At 30.7% G+C, this 18,139-nt stretch carries 17 protein-coding genes; 16 read left to right on the top strand and 1 reads right to left on the bottom strand.

All coding sequences use genetic code 11. The annotated features are described in order from the left end of the window. The first annotated feature begins 48 nt into the window (after positions 1 to 48). Positions 49 to 825: a patatin-like phospholipase family protein gene (locus tag BUB51_RS01520; protein ID WP_073194879.1), complete on the top strand. Its 777-nt coding sequence runs from the start codon at positions 49 to 51 to the stop codon at positions 823 to 825. Positions 826 to 832: 7 nt separating this feature from the next. Here BUB51_RS01520 and BUB51_RS01515 read toward each other — a convergent pair whose 3' ends face one another. Further along, complete coding sequence (locus BUB51_RS01515) at positions 833 to 2,092, bottom strand: nucleotidyltransferase (RefSeq protein WP_073194877.1); 1,260 nt, start codon at positions 2,090 to 2,092, stop codon at positions 833 to 835. 309 nt (positions 2,093 to 2,401) lie between these two features. Between BUB51_RS01515 and BUB51_RS01510 the strand changes: the two genes are divergently transcribed. The 15 genes from BUB51_RS01510 (at position 2,402) to ftsY (ending at position 18,101) form a co-directional block, all read left to right on the top strand. Then, the gene (locus BUB51_RS01510; protein ID WP_073194875.1) at positions 2,402 to 3,592 is read left to right on the top strand and encodes an acetate/propionate family kinase; all 1,191 of its coding nucleotides are present in this window, start codon (positions 2,402 to 2,404) and stop codon (positions 3,590 to 3,592) included. Between the two features lie 109 nt (positions 3,593 to 3,701). Continuing rightward, positions 3,702 to 4,211, top strand: a complete 510-nt coding sequence (locus BUB51_RS01505; RefSeq protein ID WP_073194872.1) for a YceD family protein — start codon at positions 3,702 to 3,704, stop codon at positions 4,209 to 4,211. An 18-nt stretch (positions 4,212 to 4,229) separates the two neighbouring features. Next, complete coding sequence (gene rpmF, locus BUB51_RS01500; RefSeq protein ID WP_035162047.1) at positions 4,230 to 4,409, top strand: 50S ribosomal protein L32; 180 nt, start codon at positions 4,230 to 4,232, stop codon at positions 4,407 to 4,409. Between the two features lie 169 nt (positions 4,410 to 4,578). Further along, on the top strand, positions 4,579 to 5,139 hold the full coding sequence (gene fapR, locus BUB51_RS01495; RefSeq protein ID WP_035162049.1) for a transcription factor FapR: 561 nt from the start codon (positions 4,579 to 4,581) through the stop codon (positions 5,137 to 5,139). Between the two features lie 15 nt (positions 5,140 to 5,154). Continuing rightward, positions 5,155 to 6,168, top strand: coding sequence for a phosphate acyltransferase PlsX (gene plsX, locus BUB51_RS01490; protein ID WP_073194869.1), 1,014 nt, complete (start codon positions 5,155 to 5,157; stop codon positions 6,166 to 6,168). After that, a complete protein-coding gene (locus BUB51_RS01485; protein WP_073194868.1) occupies positions 6,155 to 7,168 on the top strand; it encodes a beta-ketoacyl-ACP synthase III in 1,014 nt (337 codons plus the stop codon). Before plsX ends, BUB51_RS01485 begins: the two co-directional genes overlap by 14 nt. A gap of 1 nt (position 7,169) precedes the next feature. Continuing rightward, positions 7,170 to 8,099 carry an enoyl-[acyl-carrier-protein] reductase FabK gene (gene fabK, locus BUB51_RS01480; protein ID WP_073194866.1) on the top strand — a complete coding sequence of 310 codons (930 nt, stop codon included), beginning with the start codon at positions 7,170 to 7,172 and terminating at the stop codon, positions 8,097 to 8,099. Positions 8,100 to 8,111: 12 nt separating this feature from the next. After that, a complete protein-coding gene (gene fabD / locus BUB51_RS01475) occupies positions 8,112 to 9,056 on the top strand; it encodes an ACP S-malonyltransferase (protein ID WP_035162054.1) in 945 nt (314 codons plus the stop codon). 12 nt (positions 9,057 to 9,068) lie between these two features. Continuing rightward, a complete protein-coding gene (gene fabG, locus BUB51_RS01470) occupies positions 9,069 to 9,812 on the top strand; it encodes a 3-oxoacyl-[acyl-carrier-protein] reductase (RefSeq protein WP_035162056.1) in 744 nt (247 codons plus the stop codon). A gap of 33 nt (positions 9,813 to 9,845) precedes the next feature. After that, the gene (gene acpP / locus BUB51_RS01465) at positions 9,846 to 10,076 is read left to right on the top strand and encodes an acyl carrier protein (RefSeq protein WP_035162057.1); all 231 of its coding nucleotides are present in this window, start codon (positions 9,846 to 9,848) and stop codon (positions 10,074 to 10,076) included. A 79-nt stretch (positions 10,077 to 10,155) separates the two neighbouring features. Then, positions 10,156 to 11,394, top strand: a complete 1,239-nt coding sequence (gene fabF, locus BUB51_RS01460; protein WP_073194864.1) for a beta-ketoacyl-ACP synthase II — start codon at positions 10,156 to 10,158, stop codon at positions 11,392 to 11,394. A gap of 143 nt (positions 11,395 to 11,537) precedes the next feature. After that, positions 11,538 to 12,260: a ribonuclease III gene (gene rnc / locus BUB51_RS01455; protein WP_073194862.1), complete on the top strand. Its 723-nt coding sequence runs from the start codon at positions 11,538 to 11,540 to the stop codon at positions 12,258 to 12,260. Continuing rightward, the gene (locus BUB51_RS01450; RefSeq protein ID WP_073194860.1) at positions 12,250 to 13,341 is read left to right on the top strand and encodes an elongator complex protein 3; all 1,092 of its coding nucleotides are present in this window, start codon (positions 12,250 to 12,252) and stop codon (positions 13,339 to 13,341) included. The genes rnc and BUB51_RS01450 overlap by 11 nt, the downstream gene beginning before the upstream one ends. Before the next feature lie 116 nt (positions 13,342 to 13,457). Continuing rightward, positions 13,458 to 17,039, top strand: a complete 3,582-nt coding sequence (smc, locus tag BUB51_RS01445) for a chromosome segregation protein SMC (RefSeq protein ID WP_035162847.1) — start codon at positions 13,458 to 13,460, stop codon at positions 17,037 to 17,039. A gap of 12 nt (positions 17,040 to 17,051) precedes the next feature. After that, the gene (ftsY, locus tag BUB51_RS13540) at positions 17,052 to 18,101 is read left to right on the top strand and encodes a signal recognition particle-docking protein FtsY (RefSeq protein ID WP_035162845.1); all 1,050 of its coding nucleotides are present in this window, start codon (positions 17,052 to 17,054) and stop codon (positions 18,099 to 18,101) included. Positions 18,102 to 18,139: the final 38 nt, after the last annotated feature.

Here is an 18,139-nt window from a genome sequence, read left to right as displayed (position 1 = left end):
ATAATATATTAATATGATAGTAGTATTTATTAGAGTGGGGTGAAGAGTTTGGTAGAAAAAAGAAAAATTGGGTTAGCTTTAGGATCAGGGGCTGCTAGAGGACTAGCACATATAGGAGTATTAAAGGCTTTTGAAGAAAATGGTATAGAAGTAGATATAGTATCAGGGAGTAGTGCTGGGGCTTTAATTGGAGCAATATATTGTTGCGGTGTAAAACCTAAAATGATAGAAAATATAGCATTAAATATAGATCGTAAATTGTGGATTGATTTAACTGTTCCAAAGCGAGGATTTGTTAAAGGGAAAAAAGTGGAAGAACTAGTCAAATTATTAACAGGGAATCGAAATATAGAAGACTTGAACAAAAAATTGTTTATAGTTGCTACTGATTTAAAAACTTCTAGTGAATATATTTTTACAGAAGGACCAATCTACAGAGCTGTTAGAGCTAGTATATCTATACCAGGTATATTTGAACCTGTAAAACATGGAGATATGATACTGGTAGACGGTGGTGTAATTGATAGAGTTCCAGCAACTGTTGTAAGAGATATGGGAGCTGATATAGTGATAGCGGTTGATGTCGGTTTTAGTGGTGAACCCGGGAGAATTAATCATGTTTTTGATGTTATATTACAGTCAATAGATGTTATGTCAAGGCAGATATCGACTAATAAGATAATATCAGCTGACATAGTAATAGAACCTGATGTTTCACATATAAAATCTTCAAGATTCGATAAAGTTGAAGAGTGTGTAATTAAAGGATATGAAGCGGCAATGGAGAAAATGGAAGAGATAAAGAGGGTTATAGATGGAAAATAGATGGAGATTATCCATCTATTTTCATGTATGGACTTATGAGATAGTCTAGATCAAAATTTTTACCGTTATAATTTGGCAGACCTAAAAAATAAATGTCGGTTGCTCGTTTTTCTATTTCGATAATTTTATTTAAATTATTATCGTTGATTTTTCTATAGTTAGCGAATTTTGTTATTATAGGGAATTTAGATTTTTTCTTAGCTTTATTAAGTAGAATTTTTCCTTTTTGATTAAAACCTAATACCCTAATATATAAATTATCTTGCGAATAAAGGGTAGAAAGAGTTTTTTTATCTAGTCCAATAATCATTTGTATAAGCAGCCTTTGCAGTCTTGTATATGTATATCTTTTAGTTTTGATACAATTTAAAGTGTCTTTTATAGATGTGTTTTCTTTTATGCAATTTAAAATCCTATTTTCGAGTCCGTTTTCAATATCGAATAGTTCTGTTAGACTTTTTTTATCAAACCTAGCTATATGATATCGAATAATTTGTGCATAATTTTCAATATTATTGAAAGAACCATATTTGTTTAAAAAATCCTTCAAATGAGAATATGTAGTATTTGGTACAGCTGATTTAATATTTTCTATGCCATTTAAGGTTTTAAAGATTTCATTACGAATTGCAGTAGCGCTAGAAATTTCTCCTGTCATGTTAATATCATTATATTCTGCATTTATTCTTTTTATAGTATAAGGTTTTATATTGCTATTTATTTTCTTTAAAGCCTTTAAATATTCTATTGCTAAAATATTATTTGGGCTTGAAATAATTTTATTTATATTATTTAAATCAATATTTTTTGATTTTAAATAATCGGATATAGCTAAACTTCTTGCTTTTGGATAAGCATATCCTGCTGTTAAATATTTTTTTAAGAAATGTTTAAATTCTTCGGTTTCGTTTACAAGGATGTTAGAAATTATATTTAATTCATTTAAATTACCTATTTCGCTTCCGAAGCATAAACAGTCTACAATTCCTAAACCATCTAAAATTTTAATCGCACCGTAAGCGAAAAATTCTGCACTTTGAGATGAATATATAGTGGGGAGTTCTATTACTAAATCAACTCCAGAATCAATTGCCATTTTAGCTCTAGTCCACTTATCTACTAAAGCAGGTTCGCCTCTTTGAACAAAACTTCCACTCATTACACATATTGAATAATCGCAATCAGTTATTTCTTTAGATTTTTTTAAATGATAAAGATGTCCATTATGAAATGGATTATATTCAGTTATTAATCCTAGTACTTTCATAACATCCTCCGTTTTAGTAATTTAAAGATTTAACTTTTTTTAATATCTTGATTGTGAATAAATTATATCATATTTGTTTTTTGGAATAAAATAGATTAAAAATTGGAATTAAGTTAATAATATGAATAAAATCTTCGATTTGAATAAATCAAGAAGGATTTTGTCTATATCCATAACAGAAACTATATTGCAATTTAGTAAGGTATATAATTTCCTATGGGTTATAAAAATATAACGTATTTAGTTGATTTTTTTCTTTAATTATAATAATATGAATATTGGTACTAAATCATTTTTAGGAGGTATATTATGAAGATACTAGTTATAAACTGTGGTAGTTCATCTTTAAAATACCAGTTAATTGATATGACTAATGAAGAAGTTTTAGCTAAAGGTTTGGCTGAAAGAATAGGGATTGACGGTTCGAGGGTAAAACATAGAACAATAGGTAAAGAAGAAGTTATTATTGAAAAGCCAATGTCAAATCATAAGGTAGCTTTAGAAATTGTATTAAATGCACTTACAGATTCTGAACATGGTGCTATTAAATCAATGGAAGAGATAAGTGCCGTTGGACACAGAGTGGTACACGGTGGAGAAAAATTCTCTGGTTCTGTAGTTATTGATGATGAAGTATTAAAAGTTTTAAGAGAGTGTTCAGATTTAGCACCATTACATAACCCACCTAATATTATGGGAATTGAAGCATGTCAAGAGCTAATGCCTAATACTCCTATGGTAGGTGTGTTTGATACAGCATTCCATCAAACAATGCCTAAATCTTCTTATATTTACCCACTTCCATACGAGTTGTACGAAAAGTATGGAATAAGAAAATATGGATTTCATGGTACATCTCATAAATATGTATCAAACAGAGCTGCTGAAATTTTAGGAAAGGATATTAACGAGTTAAACATTATAACATGCCATTTGGGTAATGGGGCAAGTTTAGCTGCTATTAAAAGAGGTAAATCAATCGATACAAGTATGGGATTTACACCATTAGAAGGCCTTGTTATGGGTACAAGATGTGGAGATATAGATCCTGCAATAGTAACATTTTTAATGGAAAAAGAAAATATGTCAATCAGTGAAGTGAATAATTTATTAAATAAAAAATCAGGAGTATTAGGTATATCAGGAGTAAGTAGTGACTTTAGAGATATAGAAGAAGCAGCGGCTAAAGGAAATGAGAGAGCGCAGTTAGCATTAGATAAATTTACAAGCAGGGTTAAAAAATATATAGGTGCATATGCAGCTATAATGGGTGGAGTAGATGTGATTGTATTCACAGCTGGATTAGGAGAAAATTCACCAGAAACTAGAGAGGCTATTTGTGAAGGATTAGAATTCATGGGAATAGAAATAGATAAAGATAAGAACAAAGTAAGAGGAAAAGAAACTATTGTAAGCACTGAAAATTCTAAAGTTAAAGTATTGGTTGTACCTACTAATGAAGAACTTATGATAGCAAGAGAAACTAAAGCTTTAGTATAGGCAGGATTTACCTGCCTTTAACTTATATTAAAATGCTGTAATATAGTTCTTGACAAATGAGGTTTACCTTTATATAATAAAATCTGGCAACATTTAAGAGGTGAACATAATGAAAGTAGATATTTCAAAACTTCTCGATGGGACTGTTGAAGTGATTAATCTTTGTAAAGAGGTTGATATATCTAGTTTATCAATAAAAGGTAGAGAAATTGAATTATTAGCTCCTGTAAGTATAGATGGTGGGATATACAGGGTTGATAAAGATTTATTTATAAATGCGACAGTTATTTATACTTATAAGGAAAATTGTGCTAGGTGTTTAACAGAGTTTAATAATAAAGTAAGTACAGTTCTATTGGGAAGGCTTGTAGAGCAAGAGAATAACATTTCAGAAGAAGAAATCGATGAAATTTTAGTTGTATACAAAGATGGTATAGTAGATTTACAGGAGTTTATTGTTTCTGCTATTTTGCTTTCTTTTCCTATGAAAGCATTATGTGATGAAGCTTGTAAAGGGTTATGCCCTAAATGTGGTCAAAATTTAAATTTGCAAAAGTGCAAATGTAAAGATGATTTCATCGATCCTCGTTTTGAAAAACTAAAAGAATTATTGGACTGATTTAAGGAGGTGTTATTAATGGCAGTACCAAAGCGTAAAGTATCAAAAGCTAGAAGGGATAAAAGAAGAGCATCAAATTTTAAGGCGTATGCACCAAATTTAGTTGAGTGTCCACAATGCCATGAGCCAAAATTACCTCACAGAGTTTGTGGTTCATGTGGATATTACAAAAATAGAGAAGTTATAGAGGTTGAATAATTGGGATAGTGATTCTAATCACTATCTTTTTTTTATCTGTATTTTTTTATTAACTAGGGTTAAATATAAAAAAATATAGGCGATAAAATACTTGATTTTTTTAACACTATAATATATACTTACTATTAGTAATAGGTACTAAATTCAAGTAATAACTCGAGGTGAAAAGATGGCTAATAAAAGGCTACATAAAAGAGAAAGACAAAAAAAATTAAAAGAAAAACTGAAAGAAGACCCTTTTTTGACGGATGAAGAGTTAACACAGATTTTTAATGTTAGTATTCAAACTATAAGATTAGACCGTCTTGAATTAGGTATTCCTGAGTTAAGAGAGAGAATAAAAAATGTGGCCGAGCTTAACTATTCTAAAGTTAGAACAATTGGAGGAACTGAAATAGTAGGAGAGTTAGTAGATTTTAAGCTAGGGAAAAGTGGAATTTCAATTTTAGAGACTAATAATGAGATGGCGTTTAAGAAAACGAATATAATAAGAGGACATCATATATTTGCACAAGCTGAGTCTCTTGCTATGGCCGTTATTGATGCAGATGTAGCATTAACAGGTGTTGCTAATATTAAATATAGAAATCCAGTTTATGCTGGACAAAAACTTATTGCGAAAGCTGAAGTCGTAAGGGTGAGAGGGAATAAACATTTTGTACATGTTTTTACATATGTTGGCCAAGAACAAGTTTTTAGAGGTAAGTTTATTTTAGTATCTATAGAATAATGAGGAGGAAGGGATATGAGAATAGTAGTAGATGCGATGGGGGGGGATAGAGGCCCTGAAGTAACGGTAAAAGGATGTGTAGATGCATCAAAAGAGTTGGATGTAGAGATTATATTAGTTGGTAAAGAGGAAATAATAAAAAAAGAATTAGATAAATTAGAGTATAACGGAAGAAATATTAGTATAGTTAATGCGGACGATGTAATAACGAATGAGGATAAGCCTGTTATGGCAATAAGAAGAAAGAAAAATTCTTCAATGGTAATTGGATTAAAAATGGTAAAAGATAAAGAAGGAGATGCTTTTATTTCTGCAGGAAATACGGGTGCCTTATTAACTGGAGGACTATTAATTGTAGGACGGATTAAGGGTATAGAAAGGGCAGCATTAGCTCCTGTTTATCCGACTAAAAAAGGAATTTCTTTATTAGTAGATGCTGGAGCAAATGCAGATTGTAAACCAAATTATTTGTATCAATTTGCTCTAATGGGAAGTATATATGCTGAAAAAGTTTTAGGAAAGAAAAATCCGAAGATTGGATTGGTTAATATCGGTATAGAAGAAGGAAAAGGTAACGAATTAACTAAAGGGGCTTTTGAGCTATTATCGAAATCATCGTTAATAAATTTTTATGGGAATGTTGAAGCTAGAGACATTCCAGAAGGATTAGTTGATGTTTTAGTGTGTGATGGCTTTGTTGGCAATGTCATATTGAAATTAACAGAAGGATTAGCATTTTCTATTTTTTCAATGCTTAAAGAAGAATTTTTAAGAACTCCTGTAACTAAATTTGGAGCATTATTACTCAAACCAGGGCTTAAAAATTTTAAGAATAAATTAGATTATACTGAGTATGGAGGAGCACCTCTGCTAGGAGTTAGAGGTGGAGTAATAAAGGCACATGGTAGTTCTGACGCAAAAGCCATTAAGAATGCAATTAAACAAGCGAAAACTTTTGTTGAGAAGGATGTTTTAAAATTGATAGAAGAAAGTATTTCTGATTTAGGAGGTAACAATGATTTTGAATAGGAATAAATCAGTTGGAATAATAGGTACAGGGAGTTTTGTCCCAGAAAAGGTGTTAACAAATCATGATTTAGAAAAAATTGTAGATACTAGCGATGAGTGGATTAAAACGAGGACGGGAATTGTGGAAAGAAGAATATTAGATGATGATAAAGCAACTTCATATATGGCAACAGTAGCTGCAGAAAGAGCAATAGATGATGCTGGGATAAAGAATGAAGATATTGATATGATAATTGTAAGTACAGTAACGCCTGATATGGCTTTTCCTTCAACTGCATGTATAGTTCAAGATAAATTAGGGTGTACTAATGCAGCTGCATTCGATTTAGAGGCAGCTTGTTCTGGATTTTTATATGCATTGTCGATAGCTTATGCATATGTTAATTCAGGACTTTATAAAAATGTTTTAGTTATTGGAGCAGAAACATTGTCGAGAATTATAGATTGGACTGATAGAAATACATGTGTATTATTTGGAGATGGAGCAGGTGCAGCCATTGTGAGTACAGTACCTGAAGGCATGGGTTTTTTAGGTATTAATTTAGGAGCAGATGGTAGTGGTGGGAAATATCTTACACAACCTGCAGGAGGTTCTAAATGTCCTGCTACACATGATACAGTAGATAAACGACTTCATTATATCAAAATGGAAGGAAACGAGGTATTTAAGTTTGCTGTTAGGGCTATGGAAGAAGCAGCAAAAAAAGTTATTGAAATGAGCGGACTTAAGTTAGAAGATATAGATTACCTTGTTCCGCATCAGGCTAATATCAGGATTATTGAATCTGCAAGAAAGAGATTAAAACTTGCTAAAGATAAAGTATATATAAACTTAAATAAATACGGGAATATGTCGTCAGCTTCAATTCCTGTTGCATTAGATGAAGCAATTAAAGCTGGCAAAATAAAAAATGGCGATAATATTTTATTAGTTGGTTTTGGTGGAGGTTTGACTTGGGGTTCATGCATTATTAAATGGCATAAAAACCAGGAGGTGTAAGATGTTTAAGACTGTAATTTGCGATTTATTAAATATTCAATATCCAATTATACAAGGTGGTATGGCATGGGTTGCAACATCAGAGCTTGCTGCGGCTGTGTCTAATGCAGGTGGGTTAGGGATAATCGGTTGTGGTAATGCGCCTGTTGATGTGATAGAGAAAGAGATATTTAAAATAAAAAAAATGACATCAAAACCATTTGGTGTCAACGTTATGTTATTATCTCCCTATGTTGATGAGATTATGGAATTATTATATAGAGAAAAGGTTCCTGTAATAACAACAGGGGCAGGAAATCCTGGTAAATACATAAGTAAATTTAAAGAGATTGGTACGAAGGTATTACCTGTAGTTCCTTCAGTTGCACTTGCGAAAAGAATGGAAAAAGTAGGTGCGGATGCATTGATCGTTGAAGGTACTGAGGCAGGCGGGCACATTGGAGAACTTACTACAATGGCTTTAGTACCTCAAGTTGTTGATTCGGTTAATATACCCGTAATTGCGGCTGGGGGAATTGCTGATGGAAGAGGTTTTGTTGCAGCATTAGCTCTAGGTGCAAAAGGAGTACAGATTGGTACGAGGTTTGTTTGTACTAAAGAATGTATAGCACATGAAAATTATAAAAAGATGATACTTAAAGCTGGAGATAGAGATGCAGTAGTAACTGGGAGAGTTACAGGACATCCTGTAAGATCTATTAAGAATAAACTTACTAAAAAGTTTATAAAGTTAGAAAAAGAAGGAACAGACAAAGAGACAATTGAAAAACTAGGAATAGGTACATTAAGGAATGCTGTATTAAATGGAGATGTTGAAAACGGCTCTGTAATGGCAGGACAGATTAGTGGATTGATTAAAGAAATTAAAACTTGTAAAGAGGTTATTGAAGATATAATCAATGAGGCCAGAAAAGTTAAAGAGAGTTTATAGGAGTGATAAAAAATGAATAAAATAGCATTTATTTTCCCGGGGCAAGGAGCCCAATATGTCGGAATGGGAATGGATATTGTTGAAAATTATAGAGCTGCAGCAGAAGTATTTGATATTGCCAATGAAAGTTTGGGATTTGATTTAAAAAGACTCTGTTTTGAAGGACCTAATGAAGAATTAATTAAAACTGAAAATACTCAGCCAGCGATTTTAACTACTTCGATTGCTATATTAAAAGTAATTGACGAATTAGGTTTAAAAGCTGAAATAACTGCTGGGCTGAGTTTAGGAGAGTATTCATCTTTAGTATATAGTGGTGCTTTTAAATTTGAAGAGGCAGTGAAACTTGTAAAGGTTAGAGGGAAATTAATGCAGGAGACAGTGCCTCTTGGGGTAGGAACTATGGCTGCGATTATAGGTTTAGAAAGAGATGTAGTTGAAGAAGTTGTTAGAGAATCAAGTGATGCAGGCGTGGTTGAATGTGCAAATTATAATTGTCCTGGTCAAATAGTGATTTCTGGAGAAGTTAAGGCTGTTGAAAAAGCATGTGATGTTGCTAAAGAAAAAGGTGCTAAGAAGGCTTTGAAGTTATCTGTAAGTGCTCCTTTTCATTCGAGTCTATTGAGACCAGCTGGTGATAAATTAAATGAAGAGCTAAAAAAGGTTTCAATAGCGGAAATGAAGACGAAAGTAGTTTCAAATGTAACAGCAAAGATTATTGAAAATGAAAGTGAAATTAGAGAGCTTTTATCAAAACAAGTGTTTATGCCTGTATTGTGGCAAGATAGTATTGAATTTATGATTAAGTATGGAATTGATACATTTATAGAAATAGGTCCAGGTAAATCACTAAGCAGTTTTGTAAAGAAAACAGCAAAGAAATTGGGAGTTAAAGTTACAACAATTAATGTTGAAAATATGACTACATTATCGAAATTAAAAGAATTTTTAAGTTAAGGGGCTGAGTTTATGAATCTAAATGGGAAAATAGCACTTATAACAGGAGGTTCGAGAGGAATTGGCAAGGCTATAGCGCTGAAATTAGCTTCTTTAGGAGCTAATATAGTTGTTAATTATACAAAGAGTGATGCTAAAGCTAAAGAAGTCATAAAACTTGCGGAAGAGATGGGAGTTAGAGCTATAGCTGTAAAGGCAGACGTGTCAAATAAAGACGATGTAGAAAATTTTATAAATAAAGTTTTAGATGAATTCGGTAGAATTGATATTTTAGTAAATAATGCTGGAATAACTAGAGATAACTTATTAATGAGGATGAAAGAAGAAGAATGGGATGATGTAATTAATATTAATTTAAAAGGGACGTTTAATGTTACTAAGACAGCGATTAGAAGTATGATAAAACAAAAGAGTGGTAGTATTATAAATGTAGCATCAGTAATAGGTATTACAGGTAATCAGGGGCAGTGTAATTATGCTGCTTCTAAAGCCGGTATAATAGGATTTACTAAATCAATTGCCAAAGAAGTTGCTAAGAAGAAGGTAAGAGTAAATGCGGTAGCTCCGGGATTTATAAATACTGATATGACAGATAAGTTGCCGGATAAAGTAAAAGAAGAGTATTTAACAAAAATACCGTTGAATAGGTTAGGAGAACCTGAAGATATAGCTAATGCAGTTGCATTTTTAGCTAGTGACCTATCTTCTTACATAACAGGTCAGGTTTTAATTGTTGATGGAGGGTTATTAATATAAATTATTGTAATAATATTGAAGGGAGGTGTAAACATGGTATTTGAAAAGCTTAAAAAGATAATAGCTGAACAGCTAGAGGTTGAGGAAGATGAAATAAAAATGGAATCATCTTTTCAAGACGACCTTGATGCAGACTCTCTTGATGTAGTTGAACTTATTATGGCTATTGAAGATGAGTTTGATTTAGAAATTCCAGATGAGGAAGCAGAAAAAATAAAAACTGTTAAAGATGCAGTTGAGTATATTCAGAATAATATGAAGTAATTATGAGATAATGGTCCCGATTTTTTTCGGGACCTTAAAAATAGATTTTTATTAACTAGACATTTTAGGAGGTTAAACCATGAAGAGAAGAGTGGTTATTACCGGTATAGGTGTAGTAAGTCCAATTGGAATTGGAATGGAAGAATTTTGGAATGCTATTAAAGAAGGTAAAAATGGTGTTGATTATATAACGAGATTTGATACTGAAGGTTATTCTACAAAAATAGCGGCAGAGGTAAAAGGTTTTAAGCCTGAGGATTATATGGATAAAAAAGAAGCGAAAAGAATGGATAGATTTACTCAATTTGCAGTTGCTGCAAGTAGATTGGCTGTAGAAGATTCCCAGTTAAACTTGGATTTAATAAATAAAAATAGATTTGGAGTTGTAATAGGCTCAGGAGTTGGAGGCTTATCTACTCTTGAGGAACAACATGAAAAATTATTAAAGAAAGGTCCTAAACGAATAAGTCCTTTTTTTATACCTATGATGATTAGTAATATGGCAGCAGGACAGATAGCTATTTTATTAGGTGCAAAAGGACCAAATGAAACAGTTGTTTCGGCTTGTGCTTCTTCAACGAATGCCATAGGCGATAGCTTTAAGATAATTCAGCGAGGAGATGCCGATATAATTGTTACAGGTGGTGCTGAAGCTGCAATAACGCCATTAGCATTGGCCGGTTTTTCATCTATGAAAGCATTATCGACAAATAATGATAATCCTAAGATAGCTAGTAGACCATTTGACAAGAATAGAGATGGTTTCGTAATGGGAGAAGGTTCAGCAATTCTTATTTTGGAAGAATTGAATCATGCTTTAAATAGAGGAGCTAAAATATATGGAGAAATTGTAGGATATGGGATGACGTGTGATGCTTATCATATAACTGCACCGGCAGAAAATGGAGAGGGAGCAGCTAGAGCTATGAAATCAGCTTTAGATGATGCAGGTATAGAGCCAAATATGATAGACTATATAAATGCACATGGAACGTCTACACCATATAATGATAAGTTTGAGACTGCTGCTATAAAAGAAGTGTTTAAAGATTATGCTTACAAACTAAAAGTAAGTTCTACTAAATCAATGACTGGACACTTATTAGGTGCGGCTGGTGGACTTGAAGGTGCGGTATGTGCTTTAACAGTATATCATGATTTTATACCGCCTACAATTAATTACAATACGAAAGATGAAGAATGTGATTTAGATTATGTACCTAATAAAGGGATAGAGCAAAAAGTAATCTATGCAATGTCAAATTCATTAGGATTCGGTGGTCATAACGCTTCTATTATAATAAAAAAATATGTTTAGTAATAAGGACTAGGTTAAAGCCTAGTCTTTATTACTAAATTATCAATTACAGATTTAAAAACTATTTGCATGTAAATAATACTATGTAGTAAACTATTAATGTGATAAAAGTAAATTGTTTCAAATCAAGCTGGAGGTAGAGTATGTCTTTACATAATGAACGAATGAAGTTATTGGAAGAATTGCAAGAAAAAATCGGATATAGATTTTGTAATATAAATCTTCTTAATAGAGCATTAACTCATAGCTCATATGCTAATGAGCATAAGAAATTGAAAATCAAATATAATGAAAGGTTAGAGTTTCTTGGAGATTCTGTATTAGGTTTAGTTGTAAGCGACTATATATTTGAAAAGTATCCTAAGTTCCCTGAAGGGGAGCTCACAAAATTAAGGGCTGTTATTGTATGTGAAACGTCTTTATCAACAGTAGCAAAAAAGTTGAATTTAGGCATATATCTTCTTTTAGGAAAAGGAGAAGAAGCTACTGGTGGAAGAGAAAGGATATCTATATTAGCAGATGCATTAGAAGCCTTAATAGGCTCGATATATTTAGATGGTGGGCTTAAAGAAGCTAGAAAATTTGTATTAAATGTATTGAAGAATATAATTGAAGATGCTGTAGAAGGGAAAATATTAATTGACTATAAGACTCAATTGCAGGAGATAATTCAAAAAAATAATAAGTCGAGTGTTTGTTATAATGTAATGAATGAATATGGTCCAGATCACAATAAAATTTTTCAAGTTAAAGTCTCTCTTAATAATCGAGTATTAGGTGAGGGTATTGGTCGTAGTAAAAAAGATGCTGAACAATGTGCCGCTAAAAATGCTTTAATAAGGTTAGGTGTTTTAGATGGGAACTAGAAAAAAAATAATACCTATTTTTGTACCGCATAAAGGATGTCCACATGATTGTGTTTTTTGTAATCAAAAGAAAATAGCGGGACAAATTAAAGATATAACGGCTACTGAAATAGAAGAAACGATTGATAAGTTTTTAGAAACTATTCCTATTGATACAAAAGAGATAGAAGTGGCTTTCTTTGGCGGAAGTTTTACTGGGATTGATGTCAAGCAGCAAGAAGAGTTTTTAAATATAGTATATAATTACAAAAAGAGAGGATTAATAGACAAAATTAGATTGTCGACAAGACCTGATTATATAAATGATTTTATTCTTGCATTATTGAAAAAGTACAATGTAGATATTATTGAGTTGGGAGTTCAATCATTAGATGAGGAAGTTTTAATAAAGAGCAATAGAGGACATACTGTCAATGATGTGATTGATGCAGTTAATTTAATAAAAAGATGGGATTTTGAATTGGGATTGCAGTTTATGATAGGACTACCGGGCGATACTAAAGAAAAGGCGATTAATACTGCTTTAAATATTATTAATCTTAAACCAGATTTTGTTAGATTATATCCAACATTAGTAATTAAGGATACTTATTTAGAATACATGTATTTTGCAAAAAAATATAAGCCGTTGAGTTTAGAGGAAGCCATTGATATCTGTACAGATATATTAATTTTATTTAAATATCATGGAATACCAGTCATTAGAATAGGATTGCAACCGACAGAAAATATTTCTTTAGGAGGAGATGTTTTAGCGGGTCCATATCATCCTTCAATTAGACAATTAGTTGAATCAAATATATATAAAATAATTTTAGAAGAATTTATAAATGAAAATAAAATTAAAAATGTTTCAATATTAATTGAAATTAATAGTAAATTAGTATCAAATATAGTAGGGCAAAAATCAAGTAATGTCAAATATTTTAAAGATAAGTATAATATAATTATCAAGTTGAAGAAATCAGAGTTACCTTTAGAAGTATTAAAGGTACATACTGATGAAATATGTTATGAATTAGTTATTAGGGAATATATAGAGAAATATCTTAAAAGGAAGGGGTTTATTCTATTTAAGTAGAATATATTTGTGTATTAGTAAAAAAAGATATAGTTATATGGGTTTCCGGATTTTTGGAAACCTTTTATTTCTTGTACAGTTTAGTTTTAGCAAACTATATAAAAGAGGTGTTAAACTTGTTTTTAAAGAGGATAGAAATACAAGGGTTTAAGTCGTTTGCAGATAAAACTGATATTGAACTTAGTGGAGGGATTACCTGTGTAGTCGGTCCTAATGGTAGTGGTAAAAGTAATATATCAGATGCTATTAGATGGGTTTTAGGAGAACAAAGTGCTAAAACATTGAGAGGCAGTAAGATGGAAGATGTTATTTTTTCAGGTACTTCAAGAAGAAAACCGCTTGGCTTTGCTGAAGTTACTTTAGTATTTGATAATAAGGATGGGAGCTTGCCTATAGATTACTCGGAAGTGTGTATAACTAGAAGGTTATTTCGTTCAGGAGAAAGTGAATACTATATAAACAAGAATTCATGTAGATTGAAAGATATTAGAGAACTATTTATGGATACTGGTGTAGGGAAAGATGGATATTCAATCATTGGGCAAGGTAGAATAGATGAAATATTAAGTTCTAAGTCAGAAGACAGGAGAAATATTTTCGAAGAGGCAGCAGGAATAGTCAAGTTTAAAACAAGAAAAGAAGAATCAGAGAAAAAACTTAAAAGAACTAAAGAGAATATTATTCGTATTAATGATATATTAAATGAAATCGAAGGGCAGTTATCCCCATTAAAAATACAAGCTGAAAAGGCTAAAAGATATCTTGAGCTTGCAGAAACATTAAAAGATTTGGAAGTTAATCTATATTTAAGAGAAATAGATAGATTTAAAGTGCAAATAGAACATATAGAGAAACAGAAAGATGTAATTCAAGAGCAGTTAAAATATAATGAAGAGAAAAGAGAAGCATTAGAAAACAAATATAATGAAGTAAAGTATGAAATTGAAAAAATGGAGAAGAATATAGAAATTATACAAAATAATAAGTATGATATTCAAAATAAAATTGAGAAAATTGATGGTGAAATAAAATTATGCGATGAAAAAACGGAAATTTTAAAGAAAGAACAAAATAAGGTAAGTAATAATATAGAAAAATTGGTAAAACGACAAAAGGAAATTGAAATGGAAAAAATCAGACTTATCAATGATAAGAAAGAGTTAAATGAGAAGATTAACAATTTAAAATGCGAATTAAATGAGCGCTTAAATAAATTGGACAAGTTAGACGATGAGATAAAAAGCAAAGAAAGAGGAATAGAAGATAAAAAGGATATTGTTATTCAATTATTAAATAGTATAACTGAAATTAAAAGCAAAATAAATAGCACTAAAACTTTTATTATAAATATTGATAAAAGAATTAAACAGATAGATAAAGAAATTGACGAGTTAGTTTATAAAAAAAATGATACCGAATCTGAAATTAAAAATATTGATTCTGAAATACAACTACTTAATAAAAAATTAGATAAAATAACAGATTTTAAATATTCATTAATTGATGATAAGGAAAAACTAGAAAAGAAATTAAAAAATATTAATATGCAATTGGAACAAATAAAAGGCGAAATCCAAACTAAAATATCTAAATATAATCTTTTAAAAGAAATGAAAGAGAGTTATGATGGATTTTATAAAAGTGTTAAAAATGTACTTAAAGCAATTGAAAAAGATAGACAATTAGGAGAAGGAGTAAGAGGAGTAGTTGCTGAATTATTAAGAGTCGATAAAAAATACGAAATAGCAATTGAGATAGCGCTTGGTTCGGCATTACAAAATATTGTTACTAATTCGGAAAATGAAGCTAAGAGGATTATAAGATATTTAAAAGAAAATAAATTGGGTAGAGTTACTTTTTTACCAATGACATCTATTAGAGGTAGAGGATTAAAGTCCGATGAAGAAGAGATAATAAAAACGAATGGAGTTATAGGTATTGCTTCAAAGCTAATAGAAATTGATGAAGAGTATAGAGAAATTTTTGAATATTTGCTTGGAAGAGTAGTTGTTGTTGAAACAATTGATGATGGCATCAAAGTTTCTAAAAAGTTAAAGTATTCAATGAAAGTGGTTTCGTTAGATGGAGAAGTTATAAATCCGGGCGGTTCGATTACTGGTGGAAGTTTGAGTTCTAAAAATGTGAGGCTGTTGAGTAGAGAAAGAGAGCTTAATGATTTGGGTAAACAGATAATAGAGCTTAAAGAAGTATATAAGAGATTAGAAGTAGATATTAAAAACATAAATGATAAGTTATTTAAGTTAAATTATGAGTTAGAAGAAAGTGAAAAAGATATTAATAGACTAAATTTAAACATTTCAAATTTTGAGAATAGTAAACTTCAGAAGGAGAGAGAAAGACAAAGTTTAATTGATTTAATAGAAAAGTATAATAACGAGAAAAGACAATTATTGGGCGAAATGATGGAATTGAATAAAGAGATTGAGACTTTGAGTCTAGATTTACAAAATAGTGAAAGTAGATATAATTTAAGTAAAACAGAGGTTGATAACTTATTAGATAATTTTGAAAAAAATAAATTAGAACGAGATGATTTGTCAAAATATTTAACTGATGTCAAAGTAAATTTGGCTTCTTGCGAGCAGAAAATGAAAGGAATTGACGAATCGATTTTGAAACTCGATGAGGAATATGAAAGAATTGCCAATGATATAGAAAATTTTGAAACTGAATTAGAAAGAATCAAAGAAAACATTGAAAAATTACAAAATCAAAGAACAATGTTTATTGTTGAAAAGAATGAGCTGTCTCAAGAACTTTTAGAATATGATATTAGGCTTAAAGAGATAAAAAGCGATAAGAATAATTACATGCAGTCATTTTATAATGAACAAGAAAAGATAAAAGAAATGAATAAAAAGATAAATGACTTGCAGTCAAGTAAAAATACTCTAGATATTAAACTTACTCGATATAATATGCAGCTTGAGAGTTATACTAATAAACTGTGGGATGATTATGAACTTTCATATCAAATGGCTTTAAAATATAAAAAAGAAATAGAAAATGTAACTAAAGTTCAAAATGAAATTAGAGATTTAAAAAGAAAAATAAAGTCTTTAGGAGATGTAAATGTTAGTTCTATTGAAGAATTTGAAAGAGTAAATGAAAGATTTAAATTTCTTACTGAACAAAAAAATGATTTGATAGAAGCTGAACAGTCTTTAAATAAAGTTATTAAAGATATGGAGAGAAAAATGATAGAACATTTTAATATTAATTTTGAGAAGATTAGAAAGAATTTTATTGAAGTTTTTGAGAAACTATTTGGAGGCGGAAAAGCTGATATATATTTAGAAGATAATGAAAATGTCTTGACAAGTGGAATAGAAATTATAGCACAGCCTCCGGGCAAGAAATTGCAGAGTCTTTCATTATTGTCAGGAGGAGAAAAAGCCTTGACAGCAATTGCTTTACTTTTTGCTATATTGAAGACTAAACCAACTCCTTTCTGTGTTTTAGATGAAATCGAAGCTGCATTAGATGAAGCAAATGTATTTAGATTTGCTGATTATTTAAAAGATTTTTCAGAAAACACTCAATTTATTGTTATAACCCATAGAAAAGGAACTATGGAAGCAGCAGATTCTTTATACGGCGTTACAATGGAAGAAGAAGGTGTTACTAAATTGGTATCAGTAAGATTATCAGAAAAAATTGACGAAAAAGCTAGCTAAGGAGGGTTTAAAATGTTAAAGAAATTTTTTAAAATGATTAAAAAAGAGAATGATTTAGAACAAAAAGAAAATGACTTATCTCAAGAAAAGGAAACAGTAGTAGAAGAAAAGATTGAGCAATCTAATGATGAAGAAAAGCCAAAATTGAGTTTATTTGGTAGATTGAAACAAGGATTAGAAAAGACGAGAAAAGGTATTACTGAAAAAGTTGATACTATATTAAAATCTTACCAGAAAATTGATGAAGAATTATTTGAGGAATTAGAAGAAGTATTGATAACTGCAGATATGGGAGTAAATACAACAATGAGGATAATTGAGGACTTGAAAGATAAAGTAAAGGAGAAAAAGATAAAGGAAGTTTTTGAAATTAGAGAGTTGCTAAAAGAAGAATTGAAAGAAATTCTAACTGATGTTGAAAGTGATAATAAAATTAATATAGAACCATCACCGGCGATTATACTAGTTGTTGGGGTAAATGGAGTTGGTAAAACTACGACTATAGGGAAATTGGCTTATAGATTAAAAAAAGAAGGTAAAAAGGTTTTAATTGCAGCGGGTGATACTTTTAGAGCAGCTGCTATTGATCAATTGCAAGAATGGGCTAATAGAGCGGGTGTTGAGATAATAGCACATAAAGAGGGTTCTGACCCTGCAGCAGTTATTTTTGATGGCATACAAGCGGCAAAAGCTCGTAAGGCTGATGTATTGATTTGTGATACGGCAGGTAGACTTCATAATAAAAAGAATTTAATGAATGAGCTTAATAAGATTTTTAGAATAGTAGAAAGAGAATTTTCTGAGGCTACTAGGGAGGTTTTATTAGTAGTCGATGCTACAACAGGACAGAATGCAATCATGCAAGCTAAAGTGTTTAAAGAAGCTTGTGATATAACTGGAATAGTATTAACTAAATTAGATGGGACAGCTAAAGGTGGTGTAGTTTTAGCTGTTCAATCAGAGTTAAATGTACCAGTTAAATTAGTTGGTGTAGGTGAAAGAATAGAAGATTTACAAGATTTTGATCCTCAAAATTTTGTTGAGGCGATTTTTGCAGAATAACTTGACAAAAAAGAATATGTATTATAAAATACAATCTG

Source organism: Caloranaerobacter azorensis DSM 13643 (genome assembly GCF_900129995.1).
GTDB lineage: Bacteria > Bacillota > Clostridia > Tissierellales > Thermohalobacteraceae > Caloranaerobacter > Caloranaerobacter azorensis.
This window is presented reverse-complemented; position numbering and strand designations above follow the sequence as displayed.

What these genes read in the sequence shown, in the direction of transcription:
- BUB51_RS01515 (WP_073194877.1), bottom strand. Translation starts at nt 2,092, where the DNA reads ATGAAAGTACTAGGATTAATAACTGAATATAATCCATTTCATAATGGA.
- BUB51_RS01510 (WP_073194875.1), top strand. Translation starts at nt 2,402, where the DNA reads ATGAAGATACTAGTTATAAACTGTGGTAGTTCATCTTTAAAATACCAG.
- BUB51_RS01505 (WP_073194872.1), top strand. Translation starts at nt 3,702, where the DNA reads ATGAAAGTAGATATTTCAAAACTTCTCGATGGGACTGTTGAAGTGATT.
- rpmF (WP_035162047.1), top strand. Translation starts at nt 4,230, where the DNA reads ATGGCAGTACCAAAGCGTAAAGTATCAAAAGCTAGAAGGGATAAAAGA.
- fapR (WP_035162049.1), top strand. Translation starts at nt 4,579, where the DNA reads ATGGCTAATAAAAGGCTACATAAAAGAGAAAGACAAAAAAAATTAAAA.
- plsX (WP_073194869.1), top strand. Translation starts at nt 5,155, where the DNA reads ATGAGAATAGTAGTAGATGCGATGGGGGGGGATAGAGGCCCTGAAGTA.
- BUB51_RS01485 (WP_073194868.1), top strand. Translation starts at nt 6,155, where the DNA reads ATGATTTTGAATAGGAATAAATCAGTTGGAATAATAGGTACAGGGAGT.
- fabK (WP_073194866.1), top strand. Translation starts at nt 7,170, where the DNA reads ATGTTTAAGACTGTAATTTGCGATTTATTAAATATTCAATATCCAATT.
- fabD (WP_035162054.1), top strand. Translation starts at nt 8,112, where the DNA reads ATGAATAAAATAGCATTTATTTTCCCGGGGCAAGGAGCCCAATATGTC.
- fabG (WP_035162056.1), top strand. Translation starts at nt 9,069, where the DNA reads ATGAATCTAAATGGGAAAATAGCACTTATAACAGGAGGTTCGAGAGGA.
- acpP (WP_035162057.1), top strand. Translation starts at nt 9,846, where the DNA reads ATGGTATTTGAAAAGCTTAAAAAGATAATAGCTGAACAGCTAGAGGTT.
- fabF (WP_073194864.1), top strand. Translation starts at nt 10,156, where the DNA reads ATGAAGAGAAGAGTGGTTATTACCGGTATAGGTGTAGTAAGTCCAATT.
- rnc (WP_073194862.1), top strand. Translation starts at nt 11,538, where the DNA reads ATGTCTTTACATAATGAACGAATGAAGTTATTGGAAGAATTGCAAGAA.
- BUB51_RS01450 (WP_073194860.1), top strand. Translation starts at nt 12,250, where the DNA reads ATGGGAACTAGAAAAAAAATAATACCTATTTTTGTACCGCATAAAGGA.
- ftsY (WP_035162845.1), top strand. Translation starts at nt 17,052, where the DNA reads ATGTTAAAGAAATTTTTTAAAATGATTAAAAAAGAGAATGATTTAGAA.